Origin of the sequence: Kitasatospora sp. NBC_01300, assembly GCF_041435235.1 — a bacterium.
In the GTDB taxonomy this organism is placed as follows: domain Bacteria; phylum Actinomycetota; class Actinomycetes; order Streptomycetales; family Streptomycetaceae; genus Kitasatospora.
The window spans coordinates 674,095-687,504 of the sequence record NZ_CP108409.1 but is presented as its reverse complement, the minus strand read 5'-3'; the positions used below and the strand labels follow the sequence as shown (position 1 = coordinate 687,504).

The 13,410-nt window shown below is 72.1% G+C and carries 13 protein-coding genes and 1 riboswitch; of the genes, 6 read left to right on the top strand and 7 right to left on the bottom strand.

All coding sequences use genetic code 11. From position 1 onward, the window contains the following. Positions 1–2: 2 nt before the first annotated feature. The gene (locus OG556_RS36680) at positions 3–1,112 is read right to left on the bottom strand and encodes a HoxN/HupN/NixA family nickel/cobalt transporter (protein ID WP_331744167.1); all 1,110 of its coding nucleotides are present in this window, start codon (positions 1,110–1,112) and stop codon (positions 3–5) included. Between the two features lie 50 nt (positions 1,113–1,162). Continuing rightward, a riboswitch (cobalamin riboswitch) is annotated at positions 1,163–1,405 on the bottom strand. A 97-nt stretch (positions 1,406–1,502) separates the two neighbouring features. Between OG556_RS36680 and OG556_RS36675 the strand changes: the two genes are divergently transcribed. After that, entirely contained in the window at positions 1,503–1,835 is a 333-nt protein-coding gene (locus tag OG556_RS36675; protein ID WP_331744165.1) for a metalloregulator ArsR/SmtB family transcription factor, read from the top strand. 147 nt (positions 1,836–1,982) lie between these two features. Here the strand turns inward: OG556_RS36675 and OG556_RS36670 are convergent, their stop codons facing one another. After that, positions 1,983–2,924 carry a nitrilase-related carbon-nitrogen hydrolase gene (locus OG556_RS36670; RefSeq protein WP_331745412.1) on the bottom strand — a complete coding sequence of 314 codons (942 nt, stop codon included), beginning with the start codon at positions 2,922–2,924 and terminating at the stop codon, positions 1,983–1,985. A gap of 190 nt (positions 2,925–3,114) precedes the next feature. On the opposite strand from OG556_RS36670, the gene OG556_RS36665 reads away from it, so the two are divergent. Beyond that, positions 3,115–4,116, top strand: a complete 1,002-nt coding sequence (locus tag OG556_RS36665; protein WP_331744163.1) for a LacI family DNA-binding transcriptional regulator — start codon at positions 3,115–3,117, stop codon at positions 4,114–4,116. A gap of 14 nt (positions 4,117–4,130) precedes the next feature. Here the strand turns inward: OG556_RS36665 and OG556_RS36660 are convergent, their stop codons facing one another. Then, positions 4,131–4,676, bottom strand: a complete 546-nt coding sequence (locus OG556_RS36660) for an adenylate kinase (protein WP_331744160.1) — start codon at positions 4,674–4,676, stop codon at positions 4,131–4,133. 180 nt (positions 4,677–4,856) lie between these two features. Here OG556_RS36660 and OG556_RS36655 point away from each other — a divergent pair, with 180 nt between their 5' ends. Next, complete coding sequence (locus tag OG556_RS36655; protein WP_331744157.1) at positions 4,857–6,149, top strand: cytochrome P450; 1,293 nt, start codon at positions 4,857–4,859, stop codon at positions 6,147–6,149. 110 nt (positions 6,150–6,259) lie between these two features. Here the strand turns inward: OG556_RS36655 and OG556_RS36650 are convergent, their stop codons facing one another. From OG556_RS36650 to OG556_RS36635, 4 genes are all read right to left on the bottom strand, one after another. Further along, positions 6,260–6,913, bottom strand: a complete 654-nt coding sequence (locus OG556_RS36650) for a response regulator transcription factor (RefSeq protein WP_331744155.1) — start codon at positions 6,911–6,913, stop codon at positions 6,260–6,262. Further along, on the bottom strand, positions 6,901–8,148 hold the full coding sequence (locus OG556_RS36645; RefSeq protein ID WP_331744153.1) for a histidine kinase: 1,248 nt from the start codon (positions 8,146–8,148) through the stop codon (positions 6,901–6,903). Before OG556_RS36645 ends, OG556_RS36650 begins: the two co-directional genes overlap by 13 nt. A 236-nt stretch (positions 8,149–8,384) precedes the next feature. Further along, entirely contained in the window at positions 8,385–9,050 is a 666-nt protein-coding gene (locus tag OG556_RS36640) for a response regulator transcription factor (protein WP_331744151.1), read from the bottom strand. Between the two features lie 36 nt (positions 9,051–9,086). Continuing rightward, on the bottom strand, positions 9,087–10,097 hold the full coding sequence (locus OG556_RS36635; RefSeq protein ID WP_331744150.1) for a sensor histidine kinase: 1,011 nt from the start codon (positions 10,095–10,097) through the stop codon (positions 9,087–9,089). Positions 10,098–10,364: 267 nt separating this feature from the next. On the opposite strand from OG556_RS36635, the gene OG556_RS36630 reads away from it, so the two are divergent. From OG556_RS36630 to OG556_RS36620, 3 genes are read left to right on the top strand one after another with little or no spacing between them, the layout of a single operon-like run. Then, on the top strand, positions 10,365–11,144 hold the full coding sequence (locus OG556_RS36630; protein WP_331744148.1) for an ABC transporter ATP-binding protein: 780 nt from the start codon (positions 10,365–10,367) through the stop codon (positions 11,142–11,144). Then, entirely contained in the window at positions 11,141–12,481 is a 1,341-nt protein-coding gene (locus OG556_RS36625; protein ID WP_331744146.1) for an ABC transporter permease, read from the top strand. The genes OG556_RS36630 and OG556_RS36625 overlap by 4 nt, the downstream gene beginning before the upstream one ends. Before the next feature lie 52 nt (positions 12,482–12,533). Next, complete coding sequence (locus OG556_RS36620; protein WP_331744144.1) at positions 12,534–13,301, top strand: DUF4097 family beta strand repeat-containing protein; 768 nt, start codon at positions 12,534–12,536, stop codon at positions 13,299–13,301. Positions 13,302–13,410 lie beyond the last annotated feature (109 nt).

The window sequence follows — 13,410 nt, the reverse complement described above, 5'->3', positions numbered from 1 at the left end:
GGTCAGCCGGTCTTCTCGACGCGGGTGGCCCAGCGCTGCTCGACGTTGCTGAAGCGCCAGTAGGCGAGTGCGCAGGCCCAGACGACGACGAACATGCCGACGAGGATGTAGCCGACGTTGTCGAGGCTGATGTCGGCGATCCAGCCGGTGACGGGGTCGGTGAGGTCGAGCTTCTCGTGCAGCACGCCGACCAGTTCGATGGTGCCGATGACGAAGGCGACGGCGATGGACAGGCCGGTGATGGTGAGGTTGTAGTAGACCTTGCGGACCGGGTTGGAGAACGCCCAGTGGTAGGCGAAGTTCATGAAGGTGCCGTCGAGGGTGTCGAACAGGCTCATGCCGCAGGCGAAGAGCAGCGGCAGGCAGATGATGGCGTACCAGGGCAGGCCGGAGGCGGCCCCGGAGCCGGCCATGACCATCAGGGCGACCTCGGTGGCGGTGTCGAAGCCGAGGCCGAAGAGCACGCCGACCGGGTACATCTGGCCGGGGCGGCGGATGGACTTGGTGAGCTTGCCGAGGATGCGGTTCATGAAGCCGCGCTCGTCGAGGTGCTTCTCCAACTGCTTCTCGTCGAACTGGCCGGCCCGCATGGCCTTGTAGACCTTGTAGATGCCGGCCAGGGCGATCAGGTTGAGCGCGGCGATGAGGTAGAGGAAGGTGCCGGAGACGCTGGTGCCGATGACGCCGAGCCACTGGTGGGCGGTGGACTTGTCGTCGACCAGGGTGCCGGCGATCTGGGCGCCGCCCGCGACCAGGGCGGCCATCGCCATGACGATGCTGGAGTGGCCGAGGGCGAACCAGAAGCCGACCGAGACCGGGCGCTGGCCGTCGGCCATCAGCTTGCGGGTGGTGTTGTCGATGGCGGCGATGTGGTCGGCGTCGAAGGCGTGTCGCATGCCGAGGGTGTAGGCGGTGATGCCGAGGCCGACGCCGAAGGCCTGGTTCCCGATCGTGTAGTGGTTGGGCGCGACGAGCAGGAACAGCATGCCGAAAGCGACCACGTGCATGGCGAGGATGACGCCGAGCAGACTGGCGGTGCGGACGGTGTCCTGGCGCCGCCAGCGCGGAGGCAGGGGCAGGGCGGATGACGGGGTGTCGTCGGTGAGGGTCATGACGGGCGGCCTCTCCAGCTCCTCGATGGGGGCACCCCCGGTGAGGTCGGGGGAGTCGTGCGCGCCGTGGCCGGTCTCCTGGCTGGGGGATGGACAGTTCTGCCCGCGTCCGGGCAGGGCTGAGCGCACCCCGCGGCTCGTCTTCCCGTGCGCCGTACGGCACCGGTGACTGCCCGCAGTGGCTGCGGGCGCGCCGGGGGCACTTCCCGTTCACAGTGGCGAGGGCCGCGCCGGATTCGGCCCCTGAGGAGCTGTCACCGGACTTCCCGAACACCACGGCGGGGAACACCGTAGGGGCTCGGACAGTCAGTCGACAAGGCTGCGCAGTTGCGCATATGTTGCAATAACGCAAAGTGCTGACAAAGCCGTGACGAGGGGGAAGGGCAGCACATGCCCGAGGCAATCGATGCCCGAGCGGTTCAGGCGGCCGTCGCCGCGGTGGCCGACCGTGACCAACTGCGCGCTGTCGCCGAGCGGTTCGCGCTGCTGGCCGAGCCCGGCAGGCTGGCCCTGCTGGCGGCGATGCACGCCGCCGGGCCGATCCCGGTGTCCGACCTCGCCGGCGCCTGCGGCATCAGCCCGACCGCCGTCTCCCAGGCCCTCCGCCTCCTGAGGGCCTCCGGGGTGGTCTCGGCCGAGCGGGACGGGCGCGTGGTGCGCTACCGGCTCCGTGACCAGGGCGTCGCCCGTCTCCTCGACGAGACCCTGCCGAGGAGTGCCTGAACCGGGAGCGGCTCGGTGGCGAGAACCCGGCGGTGACCGCGCGGGGAGCACGTGCCGGTGTCCTGTCGGGGGCCGGCCGGGTGGCCGGCGATGCAGCCGGGCCTCCCCGTTTCCCGGTCGGAACCGGGCCGGGGAGGCCGGGGGGCGTCAGCGCTGGGCGGTCAGGGGCGCGTAGGCGTCGGGGCGGCGGGTGGTGTTGAAGGGGAAGAGTTCGAGCCAGTCGTGGCGCTGGTCGAGGTCGAGGTCGGCGACCAGCACGGCGGCCTCGTCGCGCGGCGCCCGGGCGAGCACGCGGCCGTACGGGTCGACGATGAACGAGCTTCCGTAGAAGGTGAGTTCGCCCTCGGTGCCGATGCGGTTGGGGACGACCATGAAGGTGGCGTTGGCGATGGCGTTGCCGGTGATGACCTGCTGCCACAGCGGCTGGGTGTCGAAGCCGGGGTGGCCCGGCTCGGAGCCGATGGCGGTCGGGTAGACGAGGACGTCGGCGCCGGCGAGGGAGTAGGCGCGGGCGAGTTCGGGGAACCACTGGTCCCAGCAGGTCGGCAGTCCGACGGCGGCGTCGCCCACCGCGGCGAGGGGGAAGGCGTCCTCGCCGGCCGGGCCCTGGCGGAACCAGGTGTCCTCGTAGTAGCCCTCGGTCACGGGGATGTGCAGCTTGCGGGTGCGCTGCACCAGGGTGCCGTCGGGGGCGACGAGGATCGCGGTGTTGTAGCCGAGGCCGTCGGGGCCGTCCGGCCCGTCGGCCTTCTCGAAGAGCGAGGCGTGCACGTGGAGGCCGTGCTCGCGGGCGGCGGCCGCGGCGAACGCGAAGGTCGGGCCGGTGCGCAGGTCCTCGGGCTCGACGGCCTGCGGGTGGTCGGACTGGCGCAGCACGGCGAAGTACGGGGAGAGCGTGAGCTCCTGGAGGGCGACGAGGGCGGCGCCCTGCTCGGCGGCGAGGCGGATTCCCTCCAGCAGGCCGGCCCGGTGCTGCTCGGGGTCCGCGTGCCAGCGCTGCTGGACGAGGGCGACCCGCAGGGCGGCGCGCCGGGGTGCCCGGGTGCGGGCCGGGGACGCGGGCGGGTTGAGGGCGGTGATCAGGCGCATGGCGGGTCCTCGGGTCATCTCGGGTCGTGGTGTCGGGAGCAGCGGCGGAAGCCGTGCCGAACCCGTGCCGGAACGTTCCGGCACGGGTGACCCTAAGCTCTGCCGGAACGTTCCGGCAAGAGGATGCGGGCAGCATCGCAGGCGCCCGGACGACGGGTGGCCACCGGTTCTGCGTCTAGACTTCCGGGCTGTGACCAGCCGATCCGTGACCCTGTTCGACGTGGCCCGGGCGGCCGGGGTGTCCAAGAGCACCGCCTCCGACGCCCTCCTCGGATCCGGCCGGGTGGCCGAGGCGACGCGCGAACGCGTCCAGGCCGCGGCCCGGGAGCTCGGCTACCGGCCGAACTCGGCGGCGCGCAGCCTGCGCCGCTCCAGCACCGGGGCGGTGGGCCTGTACCTGCCGCGCACGGCGACCCGCCTCGACTACTACATGAAGCTGGCGTTCGGCGCCGTCGAGCGGGCCCGCGAGGACGGCCTCGACGTGGTGCTGCTCGCCCCCGGGAAGGCGGCGGAGGGCGGGTTGGCCGCCCGGGTCGACGGGCTGATGGTCATCGATCCGGAGGTCGACGACCCGGCCGTGCCCGGCCTGCTGGCCGCAGGCGTGCCCGTGGTCACCGGGGAGCGCTACCTCGGCGGCGGGGCGGCGCCCAGCGGATCGGTGGTGTGCGACAACGCCACCTCGCTCGCCGCCCTGCTGGACCACCTCGCGCAGCGCGGCGCCCGCCGCCCGGCGCTGCTGGCCCCCGGCCCGGGATCCGACTGGGCGGCCGCCCTGCGGGCCGCCGCCGCCTCCTGGACCGGGCGCCACGGCGTCGAGGTCGTCGTGCGAACCGTCCCGTTCGCGGCCACGCCGACCGAGGCCGAGGCCGCCACCACGGACCTGCTCGCCGGCACCCCGGGCCTGGACGCCGTGGTCTGCGCCCCCGACGGCGCGGTGCCCGGCGTGCTGGCAGCCGTGGCCCGGGCAGGCCTGCGGGCCGGATCCGAGGTGCTGGTGGCCGCCTGCGTCGACGGCGCCGCGGCCCGCGGGTCGAGCCCGCAGGTGACGGCGGTGGACCTGCGCGCGGCGGAGTACGGCCGCGAATGCGCGGCCCTGCTCAGCGACCTGCTGTCGGGCGCGGCGGAACCGGGCGTGGTACGCACCCACGCCTGGGAGCTCCACGTCCGGTCATCCACCGCCGGGCGCGGCTGACACCTCCGCGCGGCTCACTCCCGGGCCCGGACAGGGGCCGGTGCCGGGCCGCCGACCGCCCGCAGCCACCTGCGCGCCGCGCGCGCCGAGGTCAGGTGGACCAGCGTCAGCTCCGGGTGGGCCGCGAGCCGGTCCAGCGTGCGCCGGCGGTGGACGGAGTGCCTGGCCCAGGCCCAGCGGATCGGGTGTTCCGGGTCCAGCCAGTCGCGGAAGCCCTCGCGGTTGCCGTTCCAGAGCTCGCGGCGGCTGAGCGCGCGGGCGAACGAACGGCGCAGGACGCGGTACATGACGGTGCGCCGGGGCAGGTCGAGCCAGACGTAGGTGTCGGCCCGAGCAGTCAGCAGGTCACCGAGCAGCCGGGTGTACTGGTCCTCGACGACCCAGCGCGAGGTGCTCGCGAACGCCTCGACGTCGGAGCGGAACTCCGGGCGCGGAGTCCAGTTCGGGCCGTGGTGCAGGGCGTCCAGCTCGTACCGCGGCAGGCCGAGCCGCTTGGCCAGCCGCCCGGCCATCGTCGTCTTGCCCGCCCCTGAGATCCCCGCGATCAGCACCCGTTCCACGACCGCCACCTTAGCGAGAGCGAGACGGCGGCAGTGGCCCCGGAGGACGGCCGTCCTCGTCTCCGAGGTCGACGGCGAATACGTTCGTTCGGGTGGATTGGCACCGACGACGACAGGTGGTGCGCGGCCCGGCCGCCAAGATGCCGTCACGGAACGACCACCCGTTGGGAGCGCCTCACCATGACGACACAAGGCCGGGCCACCACCGAGACCGGCGACGAACCGCTGGACCTCGCCGACCAGGAGCTGGTCCGCGACCCGTTCACCTCCTACGCGCACATCCGCGAACGCCAGCAGCTGGTGCGGGGCCGCGTCCAAGGCGTCGACCCCATGTGGGTGGCGACCCGCCACGACGACATCCGCACGATCATGAGCGATCCCGACTTCACCATCGACGCCGCGACCGTCCCCGGCGCGAAGGTGGCCCACCGCACCGAACAGACCTGGCAGGCCCGCGGCATGTACGCGGGCCACGAGAAGTACCTGCGCGCCGGCATCTTCGACTCGGACGGCTCCGACCACCGCCGTCTGCGCGGCCTGGTCGCCGCCGCGTTCTCCCCGCGCCGCGTGGCCGCGCTGCGCCCCCGGATCGAAGCCATCGCCGCCGACCTGCTCGACCGCCTGCCGGACCACGCCGAGGACGGCGTCGTCGACCTGATCGAACACTTCGCCCGGCCGCTGCCGATCACCGTCATCTGCGAACTCATCGCCGTCCCCGAAGCCGACCGCGACCGCTGGCGGAGCCGCAGCGCCACCCTGGCCGCCGGCACCAGCGGCGAGGAACTGGGCGCGGCGCTCGCCGGCATGGTCGCCGACGCCCACCTCCTCATCGGCCTCCACACCGCCGACCCGGGCGACGACCTCATCTCCGAACTGCTCGCGCCCCACCACGACGACCGCCTGAGCACCGACGAGCTCGTCTCGCTCATCACCAACCTGGTCGTCGCCGGACACATCACCACCGTCAACCTCATCGCCAACAGCACCGAAGTGCTCCTCGCCCACCCCGACCAGCTCGCCCTGCTGCGCGAGGACCCTTCCCTCATGCCGCACGCCGTCGACGAACTCATGCGCTACTGCGGGCCCGTCGTGCGCGCGCTGCCCCGTTACGCCACCCGCGACACCACCGTCGGCGCCACCCCGGTGTGCGCCGGAGAAGCCGTCCTCCCGATCGTGTCCGCGGCCAACCGCGACCCCGCCGCCTTCGCCGACCCCGACCGCCTCGACCTCGGCCGCACCCGCCACAGCAAGGAGCCCCACCTCGGCTTCGGCCACGGCGCGCACCGCTGCCTGGGCGCGCACCTCGCCCAGGAGGAGGCCGCCGTCGCCCTGGCCGCCCTGTTCAGCCGGGTACCCGACCTGCAACTCGCCGTCGCCCCGGAGCACCTGCAACGCGGCACCAACCCGCTCAACTGGCACCTGAAGGCACTCCCCGTACGCCTCCAACCCCCGACCCACACGGCGTCGGTCTAGCCCGTGCGGGTCGCGTCGGCCGGCGGACCAGGCCGATCAGGAGCTGGTCCCCGATCCGTTCACCTCCTAGCTGGTACTCCAGCCGTAGATCGTGATCACGGATGGGAAGGTCAGGCCCGGGACGCTCCGAGGAACCGCAGCACGGCCAGGACGCGGCGGTGGTCCGCGTCGACCACGGGCAGGTCAAGCTTGGCGAAGATGTTGTTGATGTGCTTCGCCACGGCACTCTCGCCGACCACCAGCGCCTGCGCGATGCCGGCATTGGAGCGCCCCTCGGCCATCAGGCCGAGCACCTCCCGTTCGCGGGGGGTCAGCCGCGCGAGCGGGTCGCCGTCGCGCCGCAGCAGCAGCAACTGGGCGACGACCTGCGGGTCCAGGGCCGTGCCCCCGTCCGCCACTCGCCGGACCGCCGCCACGAAGTCGGCGACATCGGCAACCCGCTGCTTGAGCAGGTAGCCCACACCGCTGGTGTTCGCAGACAGCAGGTCGGCCGCGTACCGCTCCTCCACGTACTGCGAAAGCAGCACCACCGGCGTCCCCGGCCAGCGCCGGCGGATCTCCATCGCCGCCCGCACCCCCTCGTCGGTGAAGCCGGGCGGCATCCGGACGTCGATCAAGGCGAGTTCGGGCCGGTGCTCCGCCACTGCCGCCAACAGCCCCTCCGCGTCGCCGGCTTCCGCGGCGACCTGGAACCCGCCCATCTCCAGCACCTTGATCAGGCCGACCCGCAACAACACCGAATCCTCGGCGATCACCGCGCGCACGGCAGCTCCGCGGTGACGGTGGTGGGCCCGCCGACGGGGCTGCTGACGTGGAAGGCCCCGTCGAGGGAGCCGACCCGCTTGGCCAGCCCGGTCAGCCCCGTGCCGGCGGCGGCGTCGGCACCGCCCAGCCCGTCGTCGGTGACGCGCACTCGCAGCACCTCGCCGACCTGACGGACGATCACCTCCGCATGCATCGCGTTGGCGTGCTTCGTCGCATTGGTCAGCGCCTCGGAGATCACGAAGTACGCGACCGACTCCACGTTGGGCGCCACCCGCTCCTCCAGATTGACCCGCAGCCGCACCGGCAGGGGCGTGCGGGCAGCCAGCCCGGACAACGCCGCGTCCAGACCTCGGTCTTCGAGCACGGCCGGGTGCAGCCCCCGCACCAGGTCATTGAGTTCGGTGATCGCCTCCTTCGCCTCCAGGTGCGCTTTCGCGATCACCTCGCGGTCATCACTCGGCAGGTCCGGGCGGGTGGCAAGGGCCAGACCCAGGTTGACCGCGAGAGACACCAGCCGCTGCTGGGTGCCGTCGTGCAGGTCGCGCTCGATCCGGCGGCGCTCCGCGTCGACGGCCTCGATCAAGTCGGTCCGGCTCACGGCCAGCTGATCGACCCGCTCCTGGAGCCGCTGCGCCCGGCTGGGCCCGAGCAGGCCCGACGCCAGCCGCGCCTCGGCCCGGGCAACTGCCCGCGCGGTCCAGGGCAGGGCGCACAGGAGGAGGAGTCCAGCCGCTGTGTAAGCCGGCAGTTGGGTCAGGTAGCCGAACCAGTCCTGGCGGATTCCGGTTGGCAGCGCCCATGACCAGGCGTAGGCGGTCACGCCCGCCAGGCCCGCCGCTGCCACCGCGAGCACCAGCAGCTCCAGCAGCGAGAGCAGCGGGCCCAGCAGGAGGTGGTAGCCGATCCTGCGCCAAGGCCGCGTCGCCGCGAGCCACCGGGCGGTCGAGGCCCACGTCCGTTGTTCCGGCGCGGTGGCGGTGAGCCGGGGGACGTCCACACCGATGAGCACTCGGTACCGAGCCCGCTGAACGGCCGTCAGCACCGGGGTTCCGAGCAGGACCAGGGCGGCCGACAGGGAAACCGTGAGGAGCCAGTTCCCCGTCCTGGCGGTAGTCGTCGCCGCCCAGGCCCACACGGGCGCCAGCGCCAGGTGCGGCAGCACACCAGCGGCAAGGAAGCAGGTGTCCCGCCGCGCCCGGAGGGCCGGGCGTCTCAGTCCAGCTGGAAAAGTCATGGCACGACGCTAGGGCACCGCAGGAGGGCGGTGCCATGAAACCTGTACCCGATCTCATGGTGAACCTAGTGCCCCAGCCGTAGATCTTGATCTTGGCCTGTGGGCGGACAGCATCTCGGCTCGGCAGGTCGGCTTCTGCCGGCCGCCGGCAGGTGGACCGGGCCCGCTGGAACAGGTCCACGTCATGGAAGACGGACTCGCATCACGCCGCCGGTAGACGCAACGGCGTCGAAGTCCTAGTTGTATTCGAACCAGGTCAGGATGGCCTTCACCCGGCGGTTGTCCTCGCCGGAGGGCATGCCGAGTTTCAGGAAGACGTTCCCCACGTGTTTGGCCACGGCGGCGCCCGAGAGGAACAGCTCTGCCGCGATCTCCGCGTTGGAGCGGCCTTCGGCCATGAGGGCGAGCACCTCCTGTTCGCGGGCCGTGAGCCGGGCGAGCGGGCCCCGCGGCGGGTCGGCGCGGGTGACGTGGCGCACCACCTCGGGGTCGATCACCACCCCGCCGCCGGAGACCGTCTCGACGGCCCGCAGGAAGTCCGCCACTCTGCCCACCTTCTCCTTGAGCAGGTAGCCGACTGCCCCGTCGGCGCCCGGGCCGTTCAGGAGTTCGCGCACGTACGGGCCCGTGACGTAGGCGGAGAGGACCAGTACCGGCAGGTCCCGGTGCCGCGACCGAATGTCGATCGCGGCCCGGAGTCCGTCGTCGGTGTTCCCGGGCGGCATGCGAACATCCGTGATCACCAGGTCGGGGGCGGCTCCGGCGGCGGCGAGGTCGTCGACAGCGGCGACCAGTTCGTCGGCGTCCTCGCATTCGCGGATCACGTCGTGGGCACTGGAAACCAGGATCTCCCGGATTCCGGCGCGTATCAGCAGACTGTCGTCCGCCAGGATGATTCTCACAATCGATTTCCCATCGCTTTTCCCTGTCGAATTCCGTCACCACGGGGGTTGGGCCGGGGCGGATGCCACGACCTCCGTTCCGCCGCCCGGCGGGCTGGTGATTTCGAGGTTCCCACCGACGCTTCGCATCCGCTCACGCAGCCCGGAGAGCCCGGATCCGGTGCTGATCCGCGCGCCGCCGGCGCCGTCGTCGCCCACCCGGACGCGGACGCCGCTCTCGGTGCACCGCATCTCGATCCGGGCGCTCCCGACGCCCGCGTGCTTGGCGATGTTCGTCAGGGCCTCGGAGACCGTGAAGTACACGGCCGTGGCGATCGGTGAGGAGAGCCAGGCGTCCGTACCGGTGCTGGTCAGTTCGACCTGCAACGGTGATCTGGCCACCAGTTCCCGGACGGCGGCGACGAGACCGAGATCGCTCAGTTCGCTGGGGTGGATGTCGCGCACCGTCTCCCTCAGCCGTTCGAGCGCGCGCTCCGCCTGGGTCTGGGCCTGGCGGGCCAGCTGGACGATCCGTTCCTGGTCGGTGGCCGTCGCCGCGGTTTCCAGGATTCCCAGGCGCATGACGAGGGCGACGAGTTCCTGCTGGGCGCCGTCGTGCAGGTCGCGCTCGATGCGCCGGCGCTCGTTCTCGAAGGCCGCCGTCAGCGAGGCCCGGCTGGCGCGGAGTTCCTCCAGTTTCGCGAGCAGGTCGGGGTTCCGGCTCCCCGAGAAGGCCCGCAGGAGCAGGTCGCGGAGCAGCGAGATGCCGGCCAGCGCGCCCACGGTGACCGCACCGAGGGCGATTCCCGCGGGCACCGCCACGAGGGTTTCCCACAGGGCGGCCGGGGTGAACGGGCCGACTTTCGCGGCGATGCCGAAACCCCAGAGGACGGGGGAGAAGACCAGCGCCAGAGTGCCGAAGAATCCGAAGAAGCCCACCAGCAGCGAGAGCGCGGACAGGAGCGCGGCGGTGACGAACACGGGGAGGTCGGTCCTCCACACCGACCGTGCCCGCAGCCGACCGGCCACCCACTGCGGCCAGCTGCGGTCGGCGGGTCGCAGCGGCATCGTCCGGACTCCGCACCACTGCGCCCTGGAGCGGTCCAGTTCGGCCACCACCGGAACCGAGACCGGCGCAGCGAGAACGGAAATCAGGAGAATCGGAAAGGCGGCCGCTGCGACGAATTCGGTCAGCAGCCTCCGGGCAACACGAATCTGCGCCATGATCAACATTTTCGCACAGTTCGGATCGGTCGGGCGGTAGATCCAAGTCTACCTCCAATAGCAGTGCAGGAACCCGTGCACTGCACTGCCCGGCCCTGCTTTCCTTGATTCATGCCATTTTCCACTACCGCTCCGGTGCCGTGCATTCGTTTGCGCGGCCTTCGGACGGAATTCCCCATTCCCGGCCGCCGGGGCGAGACGACGCGCGTCCTGCACGACATCGACCTGGAGATTCCCGAAGGCCGGCTGACCGCCGTCGTCGGCCCCTCCGGTTCGGGCAAGTCGACGCTCCTGCTCTGCACGGCCGGGCTGGAGCGGGCGACCGCGGGGTCCGTCGAGATCCTCGGGACGGACGTCCGCTCACTCAGCTCCCGCAAGCAGGCCGCGTTCCGCAGCGAGAACATCGGCTTCGTCTTCCAGGAGTACAACCTCGTCAGCTCGCTGACGGTCGAGGACAACATCGCCCTGCCGGCGCGGCTCGCCGGCCGCCGGGTGCCCAGGGCGCGGGTCGAGGACGCCATGGCGCGGCTCGGCATCGCCAGGCACGCGCGGCGACGCCCCGACCGCCTCTCCGGTGGCGAGCGCCAGCGCGTCGCGGTGGCCCGGGTGGTGGCGAACCAGCCGCGGATCGTCTTCGCCGACGAGCCGACGGGTGCGCTCGACATCAAGTCGGGTCATGTGGTGCTCGACTGGCTGCAGGCGCTTCCCGCGCAGGGGAGCACGGTGCTCATGGTCACCCACGACCCTCATGCGGCCGCGCGGGCCGATCAGGTCGTGGTGATGGGGTCCGGGCGGGTGCACGCCGTCATCCCCGGGGGCGACTCCCGCGCGGTGGGCGACGCCGTCCTCGCGGCGCAGTCGGCGGACGAAGCGGGCGGGGAGGAGTCGTGATCCGGCTCGTGCTGTCGGACATCCGCCTGCAGGCGTCGATGTGGTGGTGGACGCTCCTGTGCGCCACGGTCGGCGCGGCGTGCTCGGCGGGCTCGGCCATCGCGATGTTCACCGCCGTCTCGGCGGCGCGGGCGGCGGGTGACGCACGGATGGTCTCCGCGTCGATCGCCCTCGGCGGCAACATCGTCTTCTTCACCGTGCTCGCCGCCGTGGGCGTCGTCGCCTCCGCGGTCGGTCTGACGCTGACGACCCAGCGGCGCGAGCACGCCCTGTGGGTGATCCTCGGGATTCCGCGCCACCGGGTCAGGTTCATCCTGCGGACGGAGCTGGTGGTGCTGGGCGCGGTGGCCGGGGCGCTGGCCGCACCGCTCGCCCTGCTGGTCGCGGGTGTCGCCCTCACGCAGTGGAAGGGGGCGGGTCTCGACCTGCACGGGGCCTCGGTCGGGTTCCGGTTCTGGTACGTCGGCGTGAGCGTGCTGTTCGGACTGGTTCCGTGCCTGCTCGGGGGCTGGGGCGTCACCCGGCGGGCCGCCAGGACACCGGAGATGCACGCCTTCCGGGACTTCTCCGATCCCCCGGCGCGGCCGGGCGTGGCCCGCGGTGGCCTCGCCCTGTGCCTGCTCGCCGGTGTGGTCGGGATGTGGGTCCCCGGCCTGGGCCTCGAACTCAAGGGCGGGCTCGCCCAGCGGACGGCCTTCGCGTTCGCCGGGAACCTCTTCCTCGTCTGCCTGCTGCTGCTGATGGGGCCGTGGGTGCTCACCCCGCTGATGAAGCTCTGGACGGCGCTGGTGCCCTCGCGCGGCGTCGCCTGGCACCTTGCCGTGCAGTCGTGCCGGGCCCGCGCGACGAGGAGCGTCACCACGGTGCTGCCCTTCGCGCTCTCCCTGTCGTTCGTCGGCCTCTTCATGGTGATGGGGAAGGTCATGCCCGGAGGCAGCGCCGGGCTGGACAACATCCTGGTCGTGCTGGGCTGGGTCTTCGTCGTGTCCTGGGTCGGGGGCCTCGCCGTGATCGCCCTCGTCGGGCGGGAGCGCGCCCGTGACTCCGCCGTCGTGACGGTGGCCGGTGCGCGGCCGGGCGTGGTCACCCGGTCGATGGTCTACGAGGGGGCGATCTACGCGGGGACGGCGATCGTCTTCGGCGCGCTGTTCGTCGCCGTGTCGAGTCTCACCATCGCCCTGGGAGCCCGGATCGACGTCGTCCGGGTCCTGGCGGGCCTCCCCTGGGCCACGCTCGGGGCGCTCGCCGCCGGGACGCTGGTCACCACCTGCCTCGCGTTGGTCCTGCAGGCGGCCCGGGTGTCGCGCACGGTCGCGGTCCGGGCGCTGCGCTCGTGAACCGGGGCGCGGGAATCCATACCACCATGTTCGTCGACGAAGGAAGAATTCGATGAAACCGACCATGCGCACGCTTCTCGCCTTCGGCGCAGCCTCGCTCCTCGGCCTCGCCGCCACGGCCTGCACCACGAACGGCGCATCGGCCGACGCGACCGTGGATTCGAAGTCCTTCGACTTCGCCGGTGGCAGCCTGACCGTCAACTCCGGTTCCGCCGACCTCGCGCTGGTGGCCGCCGACGTCGACGGCGTTCAGGTGGAACGACGGGTCAGCGGCAGGAAGGTCGGCGGGGAGGTGGGGTCCGGCTGGCAGCTCGAAGGGGGCACGCTCACACTCTCGGTGGACTGCACGGGGATCTCGGTGGGCTGCAGCGCGAAGTACACCGTGAAGGTGCCGCGCGCCGTCGCCGTCACCGCCGAGAGCGGCAAGGGGCGCATCGAGGCCACCGGCTTCACCGCGGACTTCTCGGCCAGGACCGCCGGCGGCGACGTCCGGTTGTCCGACCTCCACGGAGCCGAGCTGGCCCTGGAAGGCGGCGACGGAAGCATCAAGGGCGACGGGATCTCCGCCCGGTCCGTCAGCGTCACGTCGCGGAACGGCAACGTCGACCTGGGCCTGGCCGCCGTGCCCGACCTGGTCGACGTGCAGAGCAGGGACGGCAACGTCGAGCTGGGCCTGCCGGAATCGAAGTACGCGGTCCGCACGGCCGCGAAGAAGGGCGACGTCACCGTGAACGTCGCGAAGGACGACGCGAGCGGCCATTCCGTGACCGTCCGGACCCGCAACGGCAGCATCGCCATCGGCACGGGCGGGAAGTCCTAGCCGCCGCGCAGCAACCAGGCCGGAAGCGTTCGATCGAGCGCGAAAGTCGAACAGGAAAGAACGAATGTCAAGCAACTCCCTCTCCGGAATCAGGACACCTCGGGTACGG

Coding starts and splice junctions, on each gene's coding strand:
- OG556_RS36630 (WP_331744148.1), top strand. CDS start 10,365: ATGCCATTTTCCACTACCGCTCCGGTGCCGTGCATTCGTTTGCGCGGC.
- OG556_RS36670 (WP_331745412.1), bottom strand. CDS start 2,924: ATGCGCCTGATCACCGCCCTCAACCCGCCCGCGTCCCCGGCCCGCACC.
- OG556_RS36635 (WP_331744150.1), bottom strand. CDS start 10,097: ATGCCGCTGCGACCCGCCGACCGCAGCTGGCCGCAGTGGGTGGCCGGT.
- OG556_RS36675 (WP_331744165.1), top strand. CDS start 1,503: ATGCCCGAGGCAATCGATGCCCGAGCGGTTCAGGCGGCCGTCGCCGCG.
- OG556_RS36645 (WP_331744153.1), bottom strand. CDS start 8,148: ATGACTTTTCCAGCTGGACTGAGACGCCCGGCCCTCCGGGCGCGGCGG.
- OG556_RS36620 (WP_331744144.1), top strand. CDS start 12,534: ATGAAACCGACCATGCGCACGCTTCTCGCCTTCGGCGCAGCCTCGCTC.
- OG556_RS36655 (WP_331744157.1), top strand. CDS start 4,857: ATGACGACACAAGGCCGGGCCACCACCGAGACCGGCGACGAACCGCTG.
- OG556_RS36680 (WP_331744167.1), bottom strand. CDS start 1,112: ATGACCCTCACCGACGACACCCCGTCATCCGCCCTGCCCCTGCCTCCG.